The sequence below is a fragment of the Vibrio sp. Vb1337 genome, assembly GCF_033338715.1.
Lineage (GTDB): Bacteria > Pseudomonadota > Gammaproteobacteria > Enterobacterales > Vibrionaceae > Vibrio > Vibrio alginolyticus.
The window spans coordinates 147,471-169,620 of sequence record NZ_JAWOTD010000010.1; the positions used below are offsets into that span (position 1 = coordinate 147,471).

Here is a 22,150-nt window from a genome sequence, read left to right on the forward strand (position 1 = left end):
TCTTCGCTTAGCAAAGTTAAGCGGCGAAGCAAGCTTCATCCGAATAACCTTTTATCTTTAAATCACACACATTCCGTCACATATTCCGGGGTGCTGAGCAGAAGCTTGGTCGGAGTTATGGGGAATGTGGAGGCCTAACCCCATAGAGGATTTTAAAATGGCAACTGTATCAATGCGCGATATGCTAAAAGCTGGTGTTCACTTCGGTCACCAGACTCGTTACTGGAACCCAAAAATGAAGCCATTCATCTTTGGCGCTCGTAACAAAGTTCATATCATCAACCTAGAAAAAACTGTACCAATGTTCAACGACGCTCTAGCTGAACTAGCTAAAGTTGGCGAGAAGAAAGGTAAGGTTCTATTCGTAGGTACTAAGCGCGCTGCATCTGAAGCTGTTAAAGAAGCTGCAATCGCAAGCAACCAGTTTTACGTAAACAACCGCTGGTTAGGCGGTATGCTTACAAACTACAAAACAGTTCGTCAGTCTATCAAGCGTCTAAAAGAACTAGAGACTCAATCTCAAGACGGTACTTTTGACAAACTAACTAAGAAAGAAGCTCTAATGCGTACTCGCGAAATGGAGAAGCTAGAGAAATCTCTTGGTGGTATCAAAGACATGGGCGGCCTACCAGACGCTCTATTCGTAATCGACGCTGATCACGAACACATTGCAATTAAAGAAGCTAACAACCTAGGTATTCCAGTATACGCTGTGGTAGATACTAACTCTAACCCAGACGGCGTTGACTACGTAATCCCAGGTAACGACGACGCGATCCGCGCTGTACAGCTATACCTGAACGCTGCTGCTTCAGCAGTATCTGAAGGTCGTAACAAAGACGTAGCTGCAGTTGCTGAAAAAGACGGTTTCGTAGAAGCTGAATAATAGCGGCTCTGTGTCACACTTGGTCTATGTGAAACCTTTGTGTAGCATAAACTAAGTTATAGTTAGCAATGGGGGCCGACAATGTTAGGCCCCTGTTTTTTACCTTATTTCGAATCAAACGAGGAAGACAGAATGGCAACTGTAACTGCTGCTCTAGTTAAAGAACTTCGCGAGCGTACTGGCGCTGGCATGATGGAATGTAAGAAAGCGCTTGTAGAAGCAAACGCTGACATCGAACTAGCAATTGAAAACATGCGTAAATCTGGCGCAGCGAAAGCAGCTAAGAAAGCTGGTAACGTTGCAGCTGAAGGCGCAATCATCATCAAAGAAGAAAACGGCGTTGCTGTTCTTCTTGAAGTTAACTGCCAAACTGACTTCGTTGCTAAAGACGGTAACTTCACTGCATTCGCAGAAGAAGTTGCAGCTGCAGCTCTAGCTTCAAAAGCTTCTGTTGAAGAACTACAAGCACAATTCGAAGACGCACGTGTAGCTCTAGTAGCTAAAATTGGTGAAAACATCACTATCCGTCGCGTAGAATACGTTCAAGGCACTGCAATCGCTTCTTACCGTCACGGTGAGAAAATCGGTGTTGTTGTTGCTGGTGAAGGCGACGCAGAAACTCTTAAGCACGTTGCAATGCACGTTGCTGCTTCTAAGCCAGAGTTCGTTAACCCAGAAGACGTACCAGCTGACGTAGTAGAAAAAGAGAAAGCGGTTCAAGTTGAAATCGCAATGAACGAAGGCAAGCCTGCTGAAATCGCTGAGAAGATGGTTGTTGGCCGCATGAAGAAATTCACTGGCGAGATCTCTCTAACAGGTCAAGCTTTCATCATGGAGCCTAAGAAAACTGTAGGCGAAATGCTGAAAGAAAAAGGCGCTTCAGTTTCTACGTTCGTTCGCCTAGAAGTAGGTGAAGGTATCGAGAAGAAAGAAGAAATGAGCTTCGCTGAAGAAGTTGCAGCAGCTCAAAAAGGTTAATCCTTAGAGACTGTATAAAGATTAGACCGTAGCCAAGGCTACGGTCTTTTTATGAGCAGTGAACGATTAGCCGTGATGAATAGCCATAACTGAAGTTGTGTCTATTCATGACTGTTAATCAACAACTCTCTTTGGAAGGTAAACTCCATGACTACGAACCCTAAACCAGCGTATCAACGTATTCTATTAAAACTGAGTGGTGAAGCTCTTCAAGGTGAAGACGGTTTTGGTATTGATCCTGCGGTCCTTGATCGTATGGCACAAGAAGTTAAAGAACTGGTTGAACTGGGTGTTCAGGTTGGTGTAGTTATCGGTGGCGGTAACTTGTTCCGTGGTGCAGGCCTAGCTGAAGCTGGTATGAACCGCGTAGTTGGTGACCACATGGGTATGCTTGCTACAGTAATGAATGGCCTAGCGATGCGTGATGCTCTTCACCGTGCATACGTAAATGCGCGCGTTATGTCTGCAATCCCTCTAAAAGGCGTATGTGACGACTATAATTGGGCTGATGCGATCCGTGAGCTTCGCCAAGGCCGAGTTGTCATCTTCTCTGCTGGTACTGGTAACCCGTTCTTTACAACGGATTCTGCTGCTTGTTTACGTGGTATCGAAATTGAAGCGGATGTTGTACTAAAAGCGACGAAAGTTGATGGTGTATTTACTGCTGACCCTGTAGCAAACCCAGACGCAGAGCTGTATGATAAGCTATCTTATGCAGAAGTTCTGGATAAAGAGCTGAAAGTTATGGACTTGGCGGCGTTTACGCTAGCTCGTGACCACAAAATGCCAATCCGCGTATTTAATATGAACAAGCCAGGCGCACTACGTCGCGTGGTTATGGGCGAAGCAGAAGGCACGCTCATCAACGAATAAGCTTGGCTTAAGGTGCCACTCCAAAGCGTTAGGGTGGTGCTTGCTTTGCTCAACCGTTTTAGGCTTTCTTCAGGAAAGATGACATTTTTAAGGTGAAACTGTGATTAACGAAATCAAAAAAGACGCGCAAGAGCGCATGGATAAAAGCGTTGAAGCGCTTAAGAACAACCTTTCTAAAATTCGTACAGGTCGTGCACACCCAAGCCTACTATCTGGTATTTCTGTAGAATACTACGGTGCAGCAACACCTCTAAACCAAGTAGCAAACGTTATTGCTGAAGATGCGCGTACACTTGCAATCACGGTTTTTGATAAAGAGCTGACGCCGAAAGTAGAAAAAGCGATCATGACGTCTGACCTTGGTCTAAACCCTATGTCAGCTGGCACTATCATCCGCGTTCCACTTCCACCGCTAACGGAAGAGCGTCGTAAAGACCTAGTTAAGATCGTTCGTGGTGAAGCTGAAGGTGGTCGTGTTGCTGTTCGTAACATCCGTCGTGACGCAAACAACGATCTTAAAGCGCTTCTAAAAGATAAAGAAATCTCTGAAGATGAAGACCGTAAAGCACAAGACGAAATTCAAAAGCTAACTGACGTTGCAGTTAAGAAGATCGATGAAGTTCTTGCTGCAAAAGAAAAAGAGTTGATGGAAGTTTAATACTCCCACACACATCACTGTTGGAAAACGCTGTGCTCACAGCTCAGCGTTTTTTTATGTTAGTCTATCCAACTGATGGAACTCAATTAACTCCCTATGCAAAATTCTCAAGCCTTCTCTGATTCCCTTCCTAAGCATATTGCCATCATTATGGACGGTAATGGCCGTTGGGCTAAGTCCAAAGGAAAACCTCGCGTATTTGGTCATAAAAAAGGCGTTAGTGCCGTTCGTAAGACCGTGGCTGCTGCTTCAAAACTAGGCATTAGAGCCATGACGCTGTTTGCTTTTAGTAGTGAAAACTGGCGTCGTCCGGAGGAAGAAGTGGGTCTTTTGATGGAACTGTTTATCACGGTCCTGTCTAGTGAAGTAAAAAAACTACACAAAAATAACTTACGGTTGCGCGTGATCGGTGATACCAGTCGATTTAGTGAGCGTCTACAAAAGAAAATTGTAGAAGCAGAAAACCTAACGGCAGATAACACGGGTATGGTGCTCAACATTGCAGCCAACTATGGCGGTAAATGGGACATCACAGAAGCTGCTAAAACGTTAGCGCTAAAAGCACGTAACGGTGAAATTCGTGTAGAGGATATCAATGAGCAGCTAATCACTGAGCATTTGACCATGGCAGACCTACCGGAAGTGGATCTTTTAATTCGCACCAGTGGAGAGTGCCGCATCAGCAACTTTATGTTGTGGCAAATGGCTTATGCAGAAATGTACTTTACACCAGAGTACTGGCCAGAATTCGATGAAGACAGTTTGGTAGAAGCTGTGACTTGGTTTATCAACCGAGAACGTCGTTTTGGCTGTACAGGTGAACAAATAAAGGCATTGATGGCAGCTCAATAAGGACTAGTTAGTTTGAAACAGAGAATAATAACAGCACTAATTTTAGCTCCCCTGGTTATTTTAGGCATTTTTAAATTACCGCTAATGGGCTTTATTGCCGCTTTAACTGCAATAACGCTATTAGGTTTTTGGGAGTGGACTCAGTTTACAGGAAGCAACTCTCGCATTGCTGCCCTTGTGCCGGCAATCATTATTACCGGACTTAGTTTTCTATACATCTCGCCTGATGCATATAGCCTCAATCACTTAACGACACCTCATTATGTCGTCTTGGGTATTGGTTTTGTTTGGTGGATTATTGCTAGCTTAATGGCGATTACTTACCCCAAAACGACGAAATCTTGGCAAAGTAATTTTGTTTTACGTCATGTATTTGGTTTTCTGACATTAATCCCATTCCTTTGGAGTGTGATTATTCTCAGAGCGTATGACATCACTGTAGATCCATACCACGGCGCAAAGCTTGTGTTGTACGTTTGTTTCTTGGTATGGGCTGCAGATAGCGGCGCCTACTTTGCAGGCAAAAGCTTAGGCAAACGTAAGATGGCTCCTCATGTAAGCCCCAATAAAACCATTGAAGGGCTAATTGGTGGCATTATCACGGCATTAATCGTAGCGTGGGCATTTGCTGATTGGTTCGACATCCAGTTCACTAGCCCTGTCCATATGGTGCTGATTACGCTAGTGACTGTCGTTATTTCAGTGCTTGGTGATCTGGTTGAAAGTATGTTCAAACGTGTCTCAGGCATTAAAGACAGCAGTAACATTATCCCAGGGCACGGTGGTGTGCTAGATCGTATCGACAGCCTAACCGCAGCATTCCCAGTTTTTGCTCTTCTTTACTACGTATTCTAATTTATCAGGAGCGGCGTCGTCGCTCCTGAGCTTTCTAACGGTCTTACAACATGCAAAAGTTAACGATTCTTGGTGCTACTGGATCAATTGGTGCAAGCACGCTTAAAGTGGTCGAACAAAACCCAGATCTGTTTTCTGTCGTTGCCTTAGCGGCAAGCACTAACGTTGAAAAGATGATCGGTCTATGTCGTCAGTGGCAACCTAAATATGCGGTCATGGCAGATAAAGCTGCGGCATCTCAACTTCAAGCTGAGCTACACTCGGTTTCACCAAGTACCGAAGTGCTAGGTGGTGTTGATGCGCTATGCCATATTGCTTCGCTGGACGAGGTCGACAGTGTAATGGCTGCTATTGTAGGAGCAGCCGGCTTATTGCCTACTATGGCTGCCGTGAAAGCAGGTAAGCGAGTCTTGTTGGCAAATAAAGAAGCACTTGTAATGTCAGGCCAGCTTTTTATTGATGCTGTAGAAGAATTTGGCGCAGAGCTACTTCCCGTCGACAGTGAACACAACGCCATTTTCCAATGTTTACCACAGCAAGTACAAACCAATCTAGGTCGTTGCAATTTACAAGAACATGGCATTTCTCATATTTTGTTGACTGGATCTGGTGGTCCTTTCCGTTACACTGACATCGCAGAACTGGAGCAGGTGACACCCGCGCAGGCGATTGCTCATCCAAACTGGTCGATGGGGCCAAAAATTTCTGTTGATTCTGCCACGATGATGAATAAAGGCCTTGAGTATATCGAAGCTAAGTGGCTATTTAATGCTGCTCGCGAACAACTGAAGGTGGTTATTCATCCTCAATCGGTAATTCATTCTATGGTTCAGTATCGTGATGGTTCGGTCTTGGCACAAATGGGAGAAGCGGATATGGCGACGCCAATTGCGCTCACCATGTCATACCCGTCAAGAGTGGAAGCTGGGGTTAAGCCGCTAGACTTCACGAAAGTTGGTGAGCTGACGTTTTTGCAGCCTGATTTTGCTCGTTACCCATGTTTAAAACTCGCAATTGATGCTTGTTATGAAGGTCAACACGCAACAACAGCATTGAATGCAGCTAATGAAGTCGCTGTTGATGCATTTTTAAATAACAGACTAGGTTTTACCGATATTGCTCGCATCAATGAGTCTGTGTTGAATAAAATCAACGCAAGCTGCAAAGCTGAGAATGCGAATAGCTTGGAAAGCTTGCTCGAGCTAGATAGAATGGCACGAACTATTGCCCTAGAAACCATACGCGAGCGTAGCTGATGACTGGTATATTGTGGAATCTCATTTCTTTTATCGTCGCACTGGGCATTCTTGTTGCCGTGCACGAATTTGGGCATTTTTGGGTTGCTCGCCGTTGCGGCGTTAAAGTTGAAAAGTTTTCAATCGGTTTCGGCAAGTCTATTTGGAGTAAAGTAGGCAAAGACGGAACGGAGTACAGCATCTCAATGATCCCTCTCGGCGGCTATGTGAAAATGGTTGATAGTCGTGTCGATGAGGTGCCAGAACATGAGAAGCACCTAGCGTTTGATAAGAAGCCGTTATGGAAGCGAACCTCTATTGTTGCGGCTGGCCCCATCTTTAATTTTCTTTTCGCAATTTTTGCCTATTGGCTGGTATTTCTAATTGGTATCCCTGCTGTTAAGCCTGTAATTGGTGAAGTTACGCCCAATTCGATTGTTGCGGAAGCTGGAATTGAATCTGGAATGGAACTTAAATCGATATCTGGTATCAAAACTCCGGATTGGGAATCAGTAAATATGGGATTGATTTCTCATATTGGCGATGATTTGATGACGGTAACACTAACGTCAGCGAATGAAGTTGGTTCAGAAGTAACGAAAACGCTCGATTTACGTGAGTGGAAGTTCGACCCAGAAACTCAGTCAGCGATGCAGTCGTTAGGTTTTGCTCCGTATACACCGGAGGTGTATCGAGTTATCGAGCAGGTCTCGCAAGGTGGAGCGGCGGAAAAAGCCGGTGTGCTTCCAGGTGATGAGGTTGTCGCAATTGGTCAACAACGCGTAACCGAATGGAAGCAAGTGGTTGAAGCGGTTCGTTCTAATCCTGATACACCGCTTGAATTGACGGTGTTACGTCAGGGTTATGAGCAAACATTGACGCTGACGCCCGGTAGCCGTGAGCTAGCTAACAAAGAAGTCGTTGGTTTTGCAGGTATTGCACCTAAAGTCGCAGAATGGCCAGAAAGTTATCGCTTCGATCTTCAGTTTGGTGTATTCGAGTCAATAGGTAAAGCAGTAGACAAAACTGGCCAAGTCATTGGTTTGACAATCAGCATGCTTAAGAAGCTGATTGTTGGAGACGTTGGTCTGAATAATCTGAGTGGACCAATATCAATAGCCAAAGGCGCAGGCGCGACAGCAGATTATGGTTTGGTCTACTTTTTAGGTTTTCTGGCTCTAATTAGTGTTAACCTAGGTATTATTAATCTCGTTCCTTTACCAATGTTGGATGGCGGTCATTTGTTGTTTTTTGCAATTGAAGCAGTCATTCGACGTCCTGTTCCTGAGAAAGTGCAGGAAATGGGCTTTAGAATTGGTGGTGCGATCATCTTCTCGCTCATGGCGTTAGCGCTATTTAATGATTTTACTCGTCTGTGATAGTTCAGAGACAAAAGCAGTAGCAAGGAATAATTAGAACAAGTATGGCGATTAAGCGAATTCTATTTGCAAGTTTACTGGCGACCAGTGTATCTGCAAATGGAGCAGAGAACTTCGTAGTTCAAGATATTGAAATCGATGGATTGCAGCGTGTAGCACTGGGTGCTGCATTGTTGAAAATGCCTGTACGTGTCGGTGATACCATTGGCCAAGGCGATGTTGCAGAAATTATCCGCGCCCTGTATGCATCTGGTAACTTTGAAGATGTGAAAGTGTTGCGTGACGGTGGTGTTCTGATGGTTCAAGTCAAAGAACGTCCTACCATTGCAAGCATCTCTTTTTCAGGTAACAAAGCAATCAAGGACGAGCAGCTACAAGAAAACCTGAACGCGTCTGGCGTTCGTGAAGGTGAAGCGCTTGACCGCACCACGCTAAGCAACATTGAAAAAGGCTTAGAAGACTTTTACTACAGCGTAGGTAAATACAACGCAACAGTAAAAGCGGTGGTGACTCCACTACCACGTAATCGTTCTGATCTTAAGTTTGTCTTTACTGAAGGTGTGTCGGCAAAAATTCAGCAAATCAACTTTATCGGTAATGAAGTGTTCAGTGATGAAGAGCTGCTTTCGCGCTTTAACTTAAATGTTGATGTGCCGTGGTGGAATTTCCTTTCTGATGAAAAGTATCAAAAGCAAGTTCTTGCAGGTGATATTGAAGCACTCAAATCATTCTATCTGGATCGTGGTTACTTAAAATTTAACGTTGATTCGACACAAGTTGCAATCTCTCCTGACAAGAAAGGGGTATACATTACTCTTGGTCTAGAAGAGGGCGAGGTTTACACCGTTAAGGACGTGAAGTTCCGTGGTGATTTGATTGGTGAGGAAGCGACGTTCGAAAGACTTGTGCCATTTGAAGACAATGAGACATACAACGGCTCGTTGGTGACTTCAATGGAAGAAGGGATTAAGCGTGTGCTTGGTGAGTCCGGTTATGCTTATCCTCAAGTGAATACCATTCCAGAGTTTGACGACGAGAATCAAGAAGTTTCTTTGGTCGTTAACGTAGACCCGGGTAACCGAATTTATGTTCGTGATATTCGCTTCACGGGTAATAACTCAACCAAAGATGAAGTCCTTCGTCGTGAAATGCGTCAGATGGAAGGCAGTTGGTTGAACTCGAAATCGATTGAAACGGGTAAAACTCGTCTAAATCGTTTGGGCTACTTTGAAAATGTTGAAGTACAGACGGTTCGAGTTCCTGGTAGTGATGATCAAGTTGACCTAGTTTACTCTGTCAAAGAAGCGAACTCTGGTAGCGTTAACTTCGGTGTTGGCTACGGTACAGAATCGGGTGTGAGCTTCCAGGTTGGCCTGCAACAAGATAACTTTATTGGTAGCGGTAACCGTGTTGGTATCAACGCGATGATGAATGACTACCAGAAAAACATCAGTCTTGATTACCGTGATCCGTACTGGAACTTAGACGGTGTAAGCTTAGGTGGTAAGGTTTTCTATAACGAATTTGAAGCTAAAGAAGCCAATATCGTTGACTATACCAACGAAAGCTATGGCGCGAGCTTAACGTGGGGCTTCCCATTCGATGAGTTGAACCGTTTTGAATTCGGTGTCGGTTATACGCACAACAAGATCGGTAACTTATCGCCTTACTTGCAGGTAGAGCAGTTCTTAGAAGCGCAAAAAGATAATATAGATTCAAGTGGGGCATTGAATACGAACGACTTCGACTTCAATATCTCTTGGACACGTAATAACTTAAACCGTGGCTATTTCCCTACGGCAGGTAACCATCAGCGTGCATTCTATAAAATGACCGTACCTGGCTCTGACGTTCAATACTTCAAAATGCAGTACGATGTTCGCCAGTATGTGCCATTGACTAAAAAGCACGAGTTTACCCTCTTGTTCCGTGGCCGCTTAGGTTACGGTAATGGTTACGGTCAAACGGATGGTAACGATAACTTGTTCCCATTCTATGAAAACTACTACGCCGGTGGTTTTACGTCGCTTCGTGGCTTTGGCTCAAACTCTGTTGGTCCAAAAGCGGTGTACCGCGATACATCCGGCTCAAACAATGGTACAGATATTGCGACAGATGATTCAGTGGGTGGTAACGCAGTCGCATTAGCAAGTATTGAATTGATCGTTCCAACGCCGTTCGCATCAGAGGAAGTACAAAACCAAATTCGTACCAGTATCTTCTTTGATATGGCAAGTGTTTGGGATACCGAGTTTGATTACCGAGAAAATAGCAACATTTCGGGTGCTAACTACTACTACGATTACTCAGATCCAACCAACTACCGCTCTTCTTACGGTGCGGCGTTGCAGTGGATGTCTCCAATGGGGCCACTAGTATTCTCACTAGCGAAACCAATTAAGAAATTTGATGGCGATGATGAAGAGTTCTTCACATTCACTATCGGTAGAACTTTCTAAAGAGGAAAATATTTTGAATAAAATGATCAAAGCGGCTGGGATTGGCCTTCTTGTACTGAGCTCTTCAATGTTTGCAAATGCGGCAGAAGCTGCACAGAAAATTGCTTACGTAAATACAGCTCAAGTTTTTCAAGCTCTTCCTCAACGTGAAGTTGTACTACAAAAAATGCAGAAAGACTTCAAAAGCAAAGCTGATGAACTGAAGTCAATCCAAGCCCAAGCTAAAACAAAGATTGAGAAGCTACAACGTGACGGTGAGCTTTTGGGTCAAGACGAAGTTGAAAAGCTACGTATCGATATCGCGAAGTTAGACAGCGAGTACAAAGTGAAAGCACAAGCACTTGAAAAAGCAAGTGCGCGTCGTGAAGCTGAAGAAAAAGCGAAGCTTTTCAAAACGATTCAAGATGCAGTTAAGAAAGTCGCAGACAAAAATGGTTACGATCTTGTGATTGATATCTCTGCTTTGCAGTACGGCAAGCCAGAATACAATATTTCTGAAGACGTAATTAAAGCTCTAAAATAAGAAGTTATGAAGACATTAACATTAGCCGAATTGGCGACAATTACCGGGGGTGAGCTGTTTGGTGACGAGTCTCTCGTTGTAAGCCGTGTTGCTCCAATGGATAAAGCACAAGAAGGTGACGTAACCTTCTTGTCTAACCCAAAATACGCAAAACACCTTTCTGAGTGCCAAGCTACCGTTGTTATGGTAAAGGCTGAGCATAAAGATCAATGCGTTGGAAATGCGCTAGTGGTTTCAGACCCTTATGTCGCATTTGCTCGTGTGGTTCAAGCGATGGATACCACACCAAAACCGGCAGACGATATTGCACCAAGTGCTGTGATTGCCGCTGACGTTAAGATGGGTGAGAACGTTACAATCGGCGCTAACGCTGTGATTGAAACGGGCGTGGAACTCGGCGACAACGTAAGTGTTGGTGCTGGTTGTTTTATCGGTAAGAACGCCAAGCTAGGGAATAACACCAAGCTTTGGGCTAATGTCACTATCTACCATGAAGTGTCATTGGGTGATGACTGTCTCGTTCAATCGGGTACCGTCATTGGCTCTGATGGCTTCGGTTACGCGAATGACAAAGGCGAGTGGATCAAAATTCCTCAGCTTGGTTCAGTGCGTATCGGTAACCGCGTTGAGATTGGTGCTTGTACTACGATTGACCGCGGTGCACTCGAAGATACTATCATTGAAGACAATGTCATTCTGGATAACCAACTTCAAATCGCGCACAACGTGCAGATCGGATATGGTACCGTGATGCCTGGTGGTACTATTGTCGCGGGCAGTACAAAAATTGGTAAGTACTGCCAGATTGGCGGCGCGTCTGTTCTGAATGGCCATATCACTATCGCAGATGGTGTGGCGATTACAGGTATGGGCATGGTAATGCGCAGTATCGAAGAAAAAGGCCTTTACTCATCAGGTATTCCACTACAAACGAACAGAGAGTGGCGTAAAACTGCAACTCGAGTTCACCGTATTGATGAGATGAATAAGCGCCTGAAAGCGGTTGAAAAACAGCTGGAACAGAAAGAAGAAATTTAGAACAAGTTATCTTTCGCTCTGTATTTAACGTGAAAGCTAACAGGCTCTAGTTCCATATTCTGTACGAAGACTCGCGAAATGCGGGTCTTTTTCTTCTATAATGACGCGCTCTAAGTAGATTTAACTCCAAGATGGTGCGTATTTTGCTAGTATATTGCAAAGCGATTCGGCTTTACGACCTGTTGCCACGTTTGCCATCTTGGCGGCAAAAAATTGATATAGGAAGACGACTTTGACTACTGAAAAGAAAACGATGAACATCTCTGAAATTCAAGAGCTACTACCTCATCGCTACCCATTCTTATTGATCGACCGAGTGATAGACTTCCAAGAAGAGAAGTACCTTCACGCGATTAAAAACGTGTCGGTTAACGAACCTCAGTTCACAGGTCACTTTCCTCAACTACCAGTATTCCCAGGTGTTTTGATTTTAGAAGCAATGGCTCAGGCAACAGGCTTACTTGCATTTAAATCATTTGGTGCACCAACAGAAAATGAACTGTACTACTTTGCAAGCGTAGACGGCGCGAAATTCCGTAAACCAGTGGTTCCGGGCGACCAATTGGTTATTGAGGTAGAATTTCTGAAAGAACGTCGCGGCATTGCTGCATTTAGCGGTGTAGCAAAAGTTGACGGCGAAGTGGTATGTTCTGCAGAACTGAAGTGTGCTCGTCGAGAGTTTTAATATGATTCATGAAACCGCTAAAATCCACCCGGCAGCGGTGGTAGAAGAGGGCGCCAAAATTGGTGCTAACGTAACAGTAGGTCCTTTTACGTACATCACCTCTACGGTTGAAATTGGTGAAGGCACAGAAGTGATGTCTCACGTTGTGATCAAAGGTCACACAACTATTGGCAAAGATAACCGTATTTTCCCACATGCTGTCATTGGTGAAGAAAACCAAGACAAAAAATACGGTGGTGAAGACACAACTGTGGTTATCGGTGACCGTAACGTCATTCGTGAAGCGGTCCAAGTTCACCGCGGCACAGTGCAAGACAAAGCAACCACGATCATTGGTGATGACAACTTATTGTGTGTGAATGCACACGTTGCGCATGATGTTGTTATTGGTAACCACACTCATATCGGTAATAACTCGATTCTTGGTGGTCACGTTACTGTTGATGACTATGCCGGTGTGATGGCACTGTCTGCGATTCATCCGTTTTGTACAGTGGGCGCTTACGCATACATTGGCGGCTGTTCAGCTGTGGTGCAAGATGTCCCAGCTTATGTACTCGCGCAAGGTAACCACGCTACTCCATTCGGCTTGAACCTTGTTGGCTTGAAGCGTAATGGCTTTGAGAAACCAGAGATTCGTGCGCTACAAAAAGCGTATAAAGAAATCTACCGTTCAGGTAAGACGCTAGAAGAAGTGAAGCCTATTCTGGCTGAAATGGCTCAAGAGTGGCCGGCTGTGAAGCGTTTCTCAGATATTCTGGAAACGACGGAACGTGGCATTATTCGTTAATTGGCGAATGAACCAATAAATAAAAAGATCGTGACCAAATTTGAGGTTACGATCTTTTTGTGTTTTATGGATAAGGCAAACCGTTATCCATAGCGCACAGGAAAAATAGCGAAGTAGATATGGAAAGACCATTACGTATTGGCATCATTGCCGGAGAATTGTCTGGCGATACGCTAGGTGAAGGCTTTATCAAAGCAGTAAAGCAACAATATCCAGACGCAGAGTTCGTAGGCATTGGTGGTCCGAAAATGATAGCCCAAGGTTGCGAGTCTCTGTTTGATATGGAAGAGCTTGCGGTGATGGGATTAGTCGAGGTTTTAGGCCGCTTACCGAGACTTCTTAAAGTGAAAGCTGAGCTCGTTCAGTATTTTACTCAGAATCCGCCTGATGTTTTCATCGGGATCGATGCTCCTGACTTCAACTTACGCCTGGAGCTTGACCTCAAGCAAGCGGGCATTAAAACCGTTCATTACGTGAGTCCGTCTGTTTGGGCTTGGCGTCAGAAGCGCATCTTTAAAATAGAAGCGGCAACGAACTTGGTGCTAGCATTTCTTCCGTTTGAGAAAGCGTTCTACGACAAATTTAATGTACCTTGCGAGTTCATTGGTCATACCTTGGCTGATGCCATCCCACTAGAATCAGAACAAGCGCCTGCACGTGAGTTGCTTGGTTTAGAACAAGATAAAAAGTGGCTTGCTGTCCTGCCAGGCAGTCGTGGTAGCGAGTTAAAAATGCTCTCAGAGCCATTTATTGAAACCTGCAAGTTACTCCATAAAAAATTTCCAGAACTGGGGTTTGTTGTCGCGCTTGTTAATCAAAAACGCCGTGAGCAGTTTGAACAAGCATGGAAAGAGCTAGCGCCAGAGTTGGACTTCAAGTTAGTTGATGACACCGCACGCAACGTCATCACCGCATCCGATGCCGTGATGTTGGCCTCCGGTACCGTAGCGTTGGAGTGTATGCTTCTCAAGCGTCCAATGGTGGTGGGTTATCGTGTGAATGCATTTACTGCTTTCTTAGCTAAACGTCTATTGAAAACGAAGTATGTGTCATTGCCGAATATCTTGGCGGATGATGAGCTCGTCAAAGAATATCTACAAGATGAGTGCACACCAGACAATTTGTTTACTGAGGTTTCTCGCTTATTGGAAAGCGACAATAAACCGATGTTAGATAAATTTACGGAAATGCATCATTGGATTCGTAAAGATGCGGACCAACAAGCCGCAAACGCAGTTCTAAAACTGATTGAGAAATAGAGATTTATCATGGCTGTTAAACCAAAAGCGACCAAAACCAAAGTTGAACTCCCTCCGTTTGAATATCCGCAAGGTTATCAGCTTGTGGCCGGAGTCGACGAGGTCGGACGTGGCCCTTTGGTGGGAGACGTCGTCACCGCTGCGGTTATCCTTGATCCTCACAATCCTATTGAAGGGTTGAACGATTCGAAAAAATTGACCGAAAAGAAACGCATGGCGTTGCTTCCTGAAATCAAAGAAAAAGCATTGGCGTGGGCGGTCGGGCGTTGTTCTCCTGAAGAAATTGATCAACTGAATATTTTACAGGCGACTATGGTTGCGATGCAGCGTGCAGTGGCGGGGTTACAGGTTCAACCTGATTTGGTGTTGATTGATGGTAACCGTTGTCCGGAGCTGCCAATGGATGCTCAAGCTGTAGTAAAAGGCGATCTACGTGTTGCCGAAATCAGTGCGGCTTCCATTATTGCCAAAGTCGTGCGTGACCAAGAGATGGAAGAGTTGGATAAACTTCATCCACAATTTGGCTTCGCGAAGCACAAAGGTTACCCAACTAAAGCGCACTTTGAAGCGATTGAGCAACACGGAGTGATCAGTGAACACCGCAAGAGTTTCAAGCCAGTAAAAAAAGCGTTAAGCATAGAATAATCAAACGATCTAATTGGTGTTATAAACCCAACCTCTTTAGGTTAGAATCCCCAACAAAATAGAGTTACACGGTACCTGTTAATGTCAGATCCCAAATTCATCCACCTGCGTGTTCATAGTGACTTCTCGATGGTGGATGGCCTCAACAAAGTTCCGCCAATCGTAAAGAAAGTTGCTGAGCTCGGTATGCCCGCAATGGCGTTGACCGACTTTACCAACCTATGTGGTTTGGTGAAGTTTTACGGGACGGCGCATGGCAGTGGTGTTAAACCGATCATTGGTGCTGACTTTAAAATGCAGTCGGACGAGTTTGGTGAAGAGCTGACACAAGTGACTTTGCTTGCGGCGGATAATGTAGGTTATAAGAACCTGACGTTATTGATATCAAAAGCGTACTTACGTGGACATGTTCAACACCACCCAGTGATTGACAAAGCCTGGTTGGCTGAAATGTCTGAAGGCCTGATTGTATTATCCGGCGGTAAAAGCGGAGAAATTGGTCGCGGCCTTTTGAAAGGCAACCGTCAAATAGTGCAAGGGTGTGTTGATTTCTATAAACAGCATTTTCCAGATCGCTTTTATCTTGAGCTACTTCGTACCGGTCGTCCAGATGAAGAAACTTATCTTCACTTTGCGGTTGAATTGGCAGAGCAGCAAGACTTGCCAGTAGTGGCGACCAATGAAGTTGTATTCCTGAGTCCAGACCTATTTGATGCTCATGAAATACGCGTAGCGATTCACGATGGTTACACATTAGAAGATCCGCGTAGGCCAAAAAACTACAGTCCGCAGCAATATCTTCGTACAGAAGAAGAAATGTGCGAGCTGTTTGCTGATATTCCTGAAGCGTTAGAAAACAGTGTCGAGATAGCGAAGCGTTGTAACGTGACTGTGCGCTTAGGGGAGTACTTCCTACCAGCTTTCCCAACCGAAGGGATGAAAGAGACTGAGTTCCTAGTCATGAAATCCCGAGAGGGGTTGGAAGAGCGTTTAGAGTTCCTATTTCCAGATGAGGAAGAGAGAAAACGTCGCCGCCCTGAATATGATGAACGTCTTCAGATAGAGCTAGATGTTATCAACCAAATGGGATTTCCTGGTTACTTCTTGATCGTAATGGAGTTCATCCAGTGGTCAAAAGATAATGGAATTCCTGTCGGTCCTGGACGTGGTTCCGGTGCTGGTTCTTTGGTGGCTTACGCACTAAAAATCACCGATCTGGATCCACTAGAATACGACTTGCTGTTCGAACGTTTCTTGAACCCAGAACGTGTTTCGATGCCCGATTTCGACGTCGATTTCTGTATGGATAAACGTGACCAGGTTATTGACCACGTTGCGGAAATGTACGGTCGTGACGCGGTGTCTCAGATCATCACGTTTGGTACCATGGCGGCAAAAGCGGTAATCCGTGACGTTGGCCGCGTATTGGGCCACCCATTTGGTTTTGTTGATCGTATTTCAAAGCTGATCCCGCCCGATCCAGGTATGACGCTAGATAAAGCGTTTAAAGCTGAACCTGCACTACCTGAATTGTATGAGGCCGATGAGGAAGTTAAAGAACTCATCGACATGTGTCATATTTTGGAAGGCTGTACGCGAAACGCCGGTAAACACGCTGGTGGTGTTGTAATATCACCTACAACAATTACCGATTTTGCGCCAATTTATGCAGACGCTGAAGGTCACTTTCCGGTTACTCAATTTGATAAAAACGATGTTGAGACCGCTGGCCTAGTTAAGTTTGACTTCTTGGGTTTACGTACCTTAACCATTATTGACTGGGCGTTAGGACTGATTAACCCACGCCTAGAGCGAGAAGGGAAAGAACCGGTTCAAATTGAATCCATACCGTTAGAAGACCCTGCCTCTTTCCGTTTGTTGCAAAACTCTGAAACGACAGCAGTATTCCAGCTTGAATCTCGAGGCATGAAAGAGCTGATTAAACGACTTCAGCCAGACTGTTTCGAAGACATCATCGCATTGGTAGCACTCTTCCGTCCGGGTCCTTTGCAATCGGGCATGGTAGATAACTTTATCGACCGTAAACATGGTCGAGAAGCGATCTCTTATCCAGATGAAAAGTGGCAACACGAGTCGCTAAAAGAGACGCTTGATCCAACCTACGGCATCATCCTGTATCAAGAGCAGGTAATGCAGATTGCGCAGATCTTAGCAGGTTACACGCTAGGTGGTGCGGACATGCTTCGTCGTGCAATGGGTAAGAAAAAGCCAGAAGAGATGGCAAAACAACGTGCTATCTTTGAAGAAGGTGCGATAAAGAACGGTATCGATGGCGAGTTGGCGATGAAAATCTTCGACTTGGTAGAGAAGTTCGCCGGTTATGGTTTTAACAAATCGCACTCTGCTGCTTATGCATTGGTTTCTTATCAAACTCTTTGGCTGAAAACACATTATCCTGCCGAATTTATGGCTGCGGTAATGACAGCCGATATGGATAACACGGAAAAAGTCGTTGGCTTGGTCGATGAGTGTTTCCGTATGAAGCTTACCGTGCTGCCACCAGACATCAACTCTGGCCTATATCGCTTTAATGTTGATGAAAATGGCGCAATTGTTTACGGTATTGGTGCGATAAAAGGGGTTGGTGAGGGCCCTATCGATGCGATTCTTGAGGCGAGAAATAAAGGTGGTCACTTTAAAGACCTATTTGATTTCTGTGCTCGAGTTGATCTAAAACGCGTCAATAAACGAGTGATAGAGAAGCTGATTTACGCGGGCGCGTTGGATCGACTAGGCCCACACCGTGCGGCGATGATGGCGTCACTCAATGATGCGGTAAAAGCAGCAAGTCAACATCACCAAGCTGAGGCGTTTGGTCAAACGGATATGTTTGGTGTGCTAACGGATGCACCTGAAGAAGTAGAGCATAAGTATACGCAGGTTCCGCCTTGGCCAGAAAAAGTGTGGTTAGAGGGCGAGCGTGATACCCTAGGTCTATATTTGACAGGGCACCCAATTAACGCCTACGTAAAGGAACTAAACAAATACACCAGTTGTCGACTAAAAGACGCAACGCCCACTCGCCGCGACCAATCTGTCACGGTGGCAGGTCTGGTTATTGCAGCTCGTGTAATGACGACTAAGCGTGGTACACGAATTGGCATTATGACACTGGATGACCGAAGTGGTCGCATGGAAGTGATGTTGTTCTCAGATGCACTGGATCGATACGCTGAACTTCTCGAAAAAGACAGAATTTTGGTCGTTTCTGGACAGGTCAGCTTTGATGACTTCAACGGTGGCCTTAAAATGTCGGCGCGTGAAGTTATGGATCTCGGCAGTGCGCGCGAGAAATACGCTCGTGGTTTGTCGGTATCGATAGATGCAACTCAGATCAACGATCAGTTTTTTGAGCAGTTCAGCCGTATTTTAGAACCGCACAAAGCCGGAACCGTACCCGTCAATGTATACTACCAGCGTGCCGACGCCAGAGCGCGGTTAACATTGGGCACCGAGTGGCGAGTAACGCCAAGTGATACATTACTCGACGATTTAAAACAGTTACTTGGCAAAAGCCAGGTAGAACTCGAATTTAACTAAAAATTCAGCGCAATATGTTAGACGCTGAGTAAACAAGGATTCATAGATGAGCCTAAACTTTCTTGAATTTGAAAAGCCAATTGCAGAACTAGAAGCGAAAATTGAAGCACTACGTGATGTCTCTCGTCACGGTGGTGATTCTGCGATTGACCTGGATAAAGAAATCGAACAGCTTGAGAAGAAAAGCTTAGAGCTGAAGAAAAAAACCTTCAGTGACCTAGGTGCATGGGAAACAGCTCAACTGGCTCGTCACCCACTACGTCCTTACACGCTGGATTACATCCAACACGCTTTTGAGGAGTTTGATGAATTAGCGGGTGACCGCGCGTTTGCAGACGACAAAGCGATTGTGGGTGGCATGGCTCGCCTTGAAGGCCGCCCTGTGATGATCATTGGTCACCAAAAAGGTCGTGAGACCAAAGAAAAGGTGAAACGTAACTTTGGTATGCCGAAACCAGAAGGCTACCGTAAGGCTCTACGCTTGATGGAAATGGCAGAGCGTTTCAACATGCCGATCATCACATTTATTGACACGGCTGGCGCGTATCCAGGTGTGGGCGCAGAAGAGCGTGGTCAATCTGAAGCTATCGCGAAAAACCTAAAAGTGATGTCTGGTCTTAAAGTGCCAGTAATCTGTAACGTTGTTGGTGAAGGCGGTTCTGGTGGTGCACTAGCAATCGGTGTAGGCGACTACGTGAACATGCTTCAGTACTCTACGTACTCAGTAATTTCTCCTGAGGGTTGTGCTTCAATCTTATGGCGTGATTCAGACAAAGCGCCACAAGCGGCAGAGGCAATGGGTCTAACTGCTCCGCGTCTTAAAGAGCTTGAACTGATCGACGAAATCATTGAAGAGCCACTAGGCGGCGCTCATCGCGATCATGTTCAAATGGCAGCGAATATGAAAGCGACACTACTTCGTCAGCTAGAAGATCTAGAACAATTGGATGAAGAGACGCTACGTGAGCGTCGTTACCAGCGTCTAATGAGCTACGGTTACTGTTAATTTCGGTGATTGCTATTAAGCGTTAGCTGATATCTCAAGTGATAACAGTTAAAATAGAAAGGGTTGGATGAGAGTCCAGCCCTTTTTTTGTACCTATCGGATCGCTTATGGAATCGCTTTACCCGCATTTTGCTCAAGTTCTCGGCCGCTACTATCAATTAGGCACTAAGGTTGTCTTGGCGTTTAGCGGAGGAGTGGATTCACGTCTTTTACTCGAATTACTCAGTCGCTACCAACAAGCGCATTCGATAGAGTGTCACGCTGTGTATGTGCACCATGGTTTAAGCTCGAATGCCGATAATTGGGCCGATAAATGCTTACTTTGGGCACAACAAGTGGGGATATCGTGCTCGATCGAGCGAGTGAGCTTAGACATCAGCAATGGTGAAAGTATTGAACTTCTTGCTCGTAAAGCTCGCTACCAAGCCTTAACTAAGTACATTCAAGAAGGTGATATACTGTTGACTGGTCAACATGCCGACGATCAAATAGAGACTTTTCTCCTTGCGCTTAAGCGCGGCAGCGGGCCTAAAGGGTTATCTTCGATGGCGGAGAGTATGCCGTTTTCTAGTGGGTCCCTAGTTCGACCATTGCTTACTATCAAGCGGAAGACCATCGAAGAAGCCGCTACTAAATTAGGTTTGGAGTGGGTGGAAGACGAAAGCAATCAAGATACCCGTTATGATCGTAACTTTCTTCGTCATTGTGTTATTCCTGAATTGTCTGGTCGTTGGCCGAGTATCCATCAAGCGGTTCAGCGCAGTGCAAGTTTATGTGCTCAACAAGAAGCGCTATTGGATGAACTATTGAGCGCGGTGTTTGAACGCGCTTTACAAACGGATCTAAGTTTGAGTATTGAAGAGCTGGCTAAGCACAGTGAGTTAGCTCGTGCGCGCTTGATTCGTATGTGGCTAGCTAATCTTAATACTAGTATGCCGACTCAGGTACAACTCAATCTCATCTGGAATGAAGTGGCATTAGCTCAGCAAGATGCCAACCCCAAACTACAACTTAAACAAGGTGAAGTGCGCCGTTTTCGAAATCGTCTCTATTGGGTAACGGAAATCGCTGACGTCACTGAGTGGCAAAGTACGATTCAAGTCGATACCGTTTTATCGCTTCCAGAGCGGCTAGGGGAGCTGACCTTAACGACGAGTTCTAGCAACGCAACGATTGCGCTTCCGAGTCAGCCAGAATTGCTTCGCGTGACCTTTAATCCGGAAGGCTTATCAGCGCATCCAACCACGCGTAATCACAGTCGAAAACTGAAGAAGTTGTTCCAAGAATACAATGTGCCAAGCTGGCTGCGTCGTCAAATTCCGATTTTGATGTATCAAGATCGAGTCGTTGCTGTGGCAGATCTGTTCGTTGATCAGGCGTTTAATGGTCAAGATTGTGAACTTATTTGGCGCAGGTAATGAAAATTCATGCCACAATGTCGATTATAAAATATAAAAATCCTTAAATAATAATTGATTAGGTGAAGCAATGAAGAAAACAATCATGGGTGCAATGGTGGCGTTAACCATGTTTAGTGGGCAAGCTCTAGCTGCGGGAGATGCTACAGCAGGTCAAGCAAAGTCGGGAGTATGCGCGGCGTGTCATGGCGCTGATGGTATTGCTGTCATTCCGGGTTACCCAAATCTGAAAGGGCAAAATGAGCAATATATTATCAGTTCAATTAAAGCTTATAAAAATAAAGAGCGAACAGGTGGGCTTGCTGCTGTGATGCAAGCTCAAGCTTCATTGTTGTCTGATGAAGATATCGCTAACCTAGCGGCTTACTACGCAAGTTTGAAGTAAACGTGAGCCTGAAGTAAAGCTTGGACGATTGGGCATTGAGCAGTCCTCATTGGGTTATATCAACTCACGATATTCGCTATGTTAATTTGCTCAGCCTGGATTTTCGCTGGTGGAGCAGAGACAAACATTGAATGTTGCGAAACGCTAAACGATAATAAGCGCAATCGATTGAAGCTTAAGGGATGAACATGAAAAAAATTGAAGCGATTATCAAGCCATTTAAACTGGATGATGTTCGAGAAGCGCTAGCTGAAGTTGGCATTACAGGGATGACCGTCTCTGAAGTGAAAGGTTTTGGTCGCCAAAAAGGTCACACAGAGCTTTACCGTGGTGCAGAGTATATGGTGGACTTTCTACCTAAAGTGAAGCTCGAAATCGTTGTAACGGAAGATGTGGCTGATAAATGCGTAGAGACAATCATTGAAACCGCGCAAACTGGTAAGATTGGTGATGGTAAAATATTCGTCACTGATATTGAGCGTGTGGTTCGTATTCGTACTGGTGAAGAAGACGAAGACGCGATCTAAGGTTTCTTGTCACCTGTTTCGTATTTATTATGCTAAAAGGGAGCCAAGTGGCTCCTTTTTTGTTGTTTGCTTATTAGTGAAATCATTTAACCCGAGATTGGTTGTTCTAGATTTCGGGTGCCTACATTCAGGTTTGTC

Annotated in this window: 20 protein-coding genes; all 20 read left to right on the top strand. The window is 45.1% G+C overall.

Annotated features, from left to right (window positions below; translation table 11 throughout):
* Positions 1 to 157 precede the first annotated feature (157 nt).
* The 20 genes from rpsB (at position 158) to glnB (ending at position 22,012) form a co-directional block, all read left to right on the top strand.
* Positions 158 to 886: a 30S ribosomal protein S2 gene (gene rpsB, locus R7E42_RS13360; protein ID WP_005380327.1), complete on the top strand. Its 729-nt coding sequence runs from the start codon at positions 158 to 160 to the stop codon at positions 884 to 886.
* A 132-nt stretch (positions 887 to 1,018) separates the two neighbouring features.
* The gene (gene tsf, locus R7E42_RS13365; RefSeq protein ID WP_005380328.1) at positions 1,019 to 1,864 is read left to right on the top strand and encodes a translation elongation factor Ts; all 846 of its coding nucleotides are present in this window, start codon (positions 1,019 to 1,021) and stop codon (positions 1,862 to 1,864) included.
* A gap of 147 nt (positions 1,865 to 2,011) precedes the next feature.
* Positions 2,012 to 2,737, top strand: coding sequence for a UMP kinase (gene pyrH / locus R7E42_RS13370; RefSeq protein ID WP_005380329.1), 726 nt, complete (start codon positions 2,012 to 2,014; stop codon positions 2,735 to 2,737).
* A gap of 100 nt (positions 2,738 to 2,837) precedes the next feature.
* Positions 2,838 to 3,395, top strand: a complete 558-nt coding sequence (gene frr, locus R7E42_RS13375; protein ID WP_005380330.1) for a ribosome recycling factor — start codon at positions 2,838 to 2,840, stop codon at positions 3,393 to 3,395.
* A 96-nt stretch (positions 3,396 to 3,491) separates the two neighbouring features.
* On the top strand, positions 3,492 to 4,247 hold the full coding sequence (locus R7E42_RS13380; RefSeq protein WP_318072748.1) for an isoprenyl transferase: 756 nt from the start codon (positions 3,492 to 3,494) through the stop codon (positions 4,245 to 4,247).
* A gap of 12 nt (positions 4,248 to 4,259) precedes the next feature.
* Entirely contained in the window at positions 4,260 to 5,102 is an 843-nt protein-coding gene (locus R7E42_RS13385; protein WP_005385351.1) for a phosphatidate cytidylyltransferase, read from the top strand.
* Between the two features lie 50 nt (positions 5,103 to 5,152).
* Positions 5,153 to 6,358: a 1-deoxy-D-xylulose-5-phosphate reductoisomerase gene (ispC, locus tag R7E42_RS13390; protein ID WP_054574847.1), complete on the top strand. Its 1,206-nt coding sequence runs from the start codon at positions 5,153 to 5,155 to the stop codon at positions 6,356 to 6,358.
* The gene (rseP, locus tag R7E42_RS13395) at positions 6,358 to 7,716 is read left to right on the top strand and encodes a sigma E protease regulator RseP (RefSeq protein ID WP_005380334.1); all 1,359 of its coding nucleotides are present in this window, start codon (positions 6,358 to 6,360) and stop codon (positions 7,714 to 7,716) included. Before ispC ends, rseP begins: the two co-directional genes overlap by 1 nt.
* Positions 7,717 to 7,760: 44 nt before the next feature.
* Positions 7,761 to 10,175, top strand: a complete 2,415-nt coding sequence (gene bamA / locus R7E42_RS13400) for an outer membrane protein assembly factor BamA (RefSeq protein ID WP_005380335.1) — start codon at positions 7,761 to 7,763, stop codon at positions 10,173 to 10,175.
* 13 nt (positions 10,176 to 10,188) lie between these two features.
* Positions 10,189 to 10,698, top strand: coding sequence for an OmpH family outer membrane protein (locus tag R7E42_RS13405; RefSeq protein ID WP_005391804.1), 510 nt, complete (start codon positions 10,189 to 10,191; stop codon positions 10,696 to 10,698).
* A 6-nt stretch (positions 10,699 to 10,704) separates the two neighbouring features.
* Positions 10,705 to 11,736, top strand: coding sequence for a UDP-3-O-(3-hydroxymyristoyl)glucosamine N-acyltransferase (lpxD, locus tag R7E42_RS13410; protein ID WP_005380347.1), 1,032 nt, complete (start codon positions 10,705 to 10,707; stop codon positions 11,734 to 11,736).
* Positions 11,737 to 11,968: 232 nt separating this feature from the next.
* On the top strand, positions 11,969 to 12,421 hold the full coding sequence (gene fabZ / locus R7E42_RS13415; RefSeq protein ID WP_005380349.1) for a 3-hydroxyacyl-ACP dehydratase FabZ: 453 nt from the start codon (positions 11,969 to 11,971) through the stop codon (positions 12,419 to 12,421).
* Between the two features lies 1 nt (position 12,422).
* Positions 12,423 to 13,211 carry an acyl-ACP--UDP-N-acetylglucosamine O-acyltransferase gene (lpxA, locus tag R7E42_RS13420; RefSeq protein ID WP_005380357.1) on the top strand — a complete coding sequence of 263 codons (789 nt, stop codon included), beginning with the start codon at positions 12,423 to 12,425 and terminating at the stop codon, positions 13,209 to 13,211.
* 119 nt (positions 13,212 to 13,330) lie between these two features.
* Positions 13,331 to 14,470 (top strand): lipid-A-disaccharide synthase, encoded by a 1,140-nt coding sequence (gene lpxB, locus R7E42_RS13425; RefSeq protein WP_017636041.1) that lies wholly within the window; start codon positions 13,331 to 13,333, stop codon positions 14,468 to 14,470.
* A 9-nt stretch (positions 14,471 to 14,479) separates the two neighbouring features.
* The gene (gene rnhB / locus R7E42_RS13430) at positions 14,480 to 15,115 is read left to right on the top strand and encodes a ribonuclease HII (RefSeq protein ID WP_025768249.1); all 636 of its coding nucleotides are present in this window, start codon (positions 14,480 to 14,482) and stop codon (positions 15,113 to 15,115) included.
* 81 nt (positions 15,116 to 15,196) lie between these two features.
* A complete protein-coding gene (dnaE, locus tag R7E42_RS13435; protein ID WP_006741668.1) occupies positions 15,197 to 18,676 on the top strand; it encodes a DNA polymerase III subunit alpha in 3,480 nt (1,159 codons plus the stop codon).
* 46 nt (positions 18,677 to 18,722) lie between these two features.
* Positions 18,723 to 19,682: an acetyl-CoA carboxylase carboxyl transferase subunit alpha gene (gene accA / locus R7E42_RS13440; protein ID WP_005380365.1), complete on the top strand. Its 960-nt coding sequence runs from the start codon at positions 18,723 to 18,725 to the stop codon at positions 19,680 to 19,682.
* Positions 19,683 to 19,789: 107 nt separating this feature from the next.
* Entirely contained in the window at positions 19,790 to 21,100 is a 1,311-nt protein-coding gene (gene tilS, locus R7E42_RS13445; RefSeq protein ID WP_262631819.1) for a tRNA lysidine(34) synthetase TilS, read from the top strand.
* A gap of 70 nt (positions 21,101 to 21,170) precedes the next feature.
* A complete protein-coding gene (locus R7E42_RS13450) occupies positions 21,171 to 21,485 on the top strand; it encodes a c-type cytochrome (RefSeq protein WP_005391816.1) in 315 nt (104 codons plus the stop codon).
* A gap of 188 nt (positions 21,486 to 21,673) precedes the next feature.
* Positions 21,674 to 22,012: a nitrogen regulatory protein P-II gene (gene glnB / locus R7E42_RS13455; RefSeq protein WP_005380372.1), complete on the top strand. Its 339-nt coding sequence runs from the start codon at positions 21,674 to 21,676 to the stop codon at positions 22,010 to 22,012.
* The last annotated feature ends 138 nt before the right edge of the window (positions 22,013 to 22,150 follow it).

Excerpts from the sequence above, each read along its gene's own strand:
- tilS (WP_262631819.1), top strand. The coding sequence starts at position 19,790 with ATGGAATCGCTTTACCCGCATTTTGCTCAAGTTCTCGGCCGCTACTAT.
- glnB (WP_005380372.1), top strand. The coding sequence starts at position 21,674 with ATGAAAAAAATTGAAGCGATTATCAAGCCATTTAAACTGGATGATGTT.
- rseP (WP_005380334.1), top strand. The coding sequence starts at position 6,358 with ATGACTGGTATATTGTGGAATCTCATTTCTTTTATCGTCGCACTGGGC.
- R7E42_RS13450 (WP_005391816.1), top strand. The coding sequence starts at position 21,171 with ATGAAGAAAACAATCATGGGTGCAATGGTGGCGTTAACCATGTTTAGT.
- tsf (WP_005380328.1), top strand. The coding sequence starts at position 1,019 with ATGGCAACTGTAACTGCTGCTCTAGTTAAAGAACTTCGCGAGCGTACT.
- rnhB (WP_025768249.1), top strand. The coding sequence starts at position 14,480 with ATGGCTGTTAAACCAAAAGCGACCAAAACCAAAGTTGAACTCCCTCCG.
- bamA (WP_005380335.1), top strand. The coding sequence starts at position 7,761 with ATGGCGATTAAGCGAATTCTATTTGCAAGTTTACTGGCGACCAGTGTA.
- pyrH (WP_005380329.1), top strand. The coding sequence starts at position 2,012 with ATGACTACGAACCCTAAACCAGCGTATCAACGTATTCTATTAAAACTG.
- accA (WP_005380365.1), top strand. The coding sequence starts at position 18,723 with ATGAGCCTAAACTTTCTTGAATTTGAAAAGCCAATTGCAGAACTAGAA.
- dnaE (WP_006741668.1), top strand. The coding sequence starts at position 15,197 with ATGTCAGATCCCAAATTCATCCACCTGCGTGTTCATAGTGACTTCTCG.
- ispC (WP_054574847.1), top strand. The coding sequence starts at position 5,153 with ATGCAAAAGTTAACGATTCTTGGTGCTACTGGATCAATTGGTGCAAGC.
- lpxD (WP_005380347.1), top strand. The coding sequence starts at position 10,705 with ATGAAGACATTAACATTAGCCGAATTGGCGACAATTACCGGGGGTGAG.
- lpxB (WP_017636041.1), top strand. The coding sequence starts at position 13,331 with ATGGAAAGACCATTACGTATTGGCATCATTGCCGGAGAATTGTCTGGC.
- rpsB (WP_005380327.1), top strand. The coding sequence starts at position 158 with ATGGCAACTGTATCAATGCGCGATATGCTAAAAGCTGGTGTTCACTTC.
- R7E42_RS13380 (WP_318072748.1), top strand. The coding sequence starts at position 3,492 with ATGCAAAATTCTCAAGCCTTCTCTGATTCCCTTCCTAAGCATATTGCC.
- lpxA (WP_005380357.1), top strand. The coding sequence starts at position 12,423 with ATGATTCATGAAACCGCTAAAATCCACCCGGCAGCGGTGGTAGAAGAG.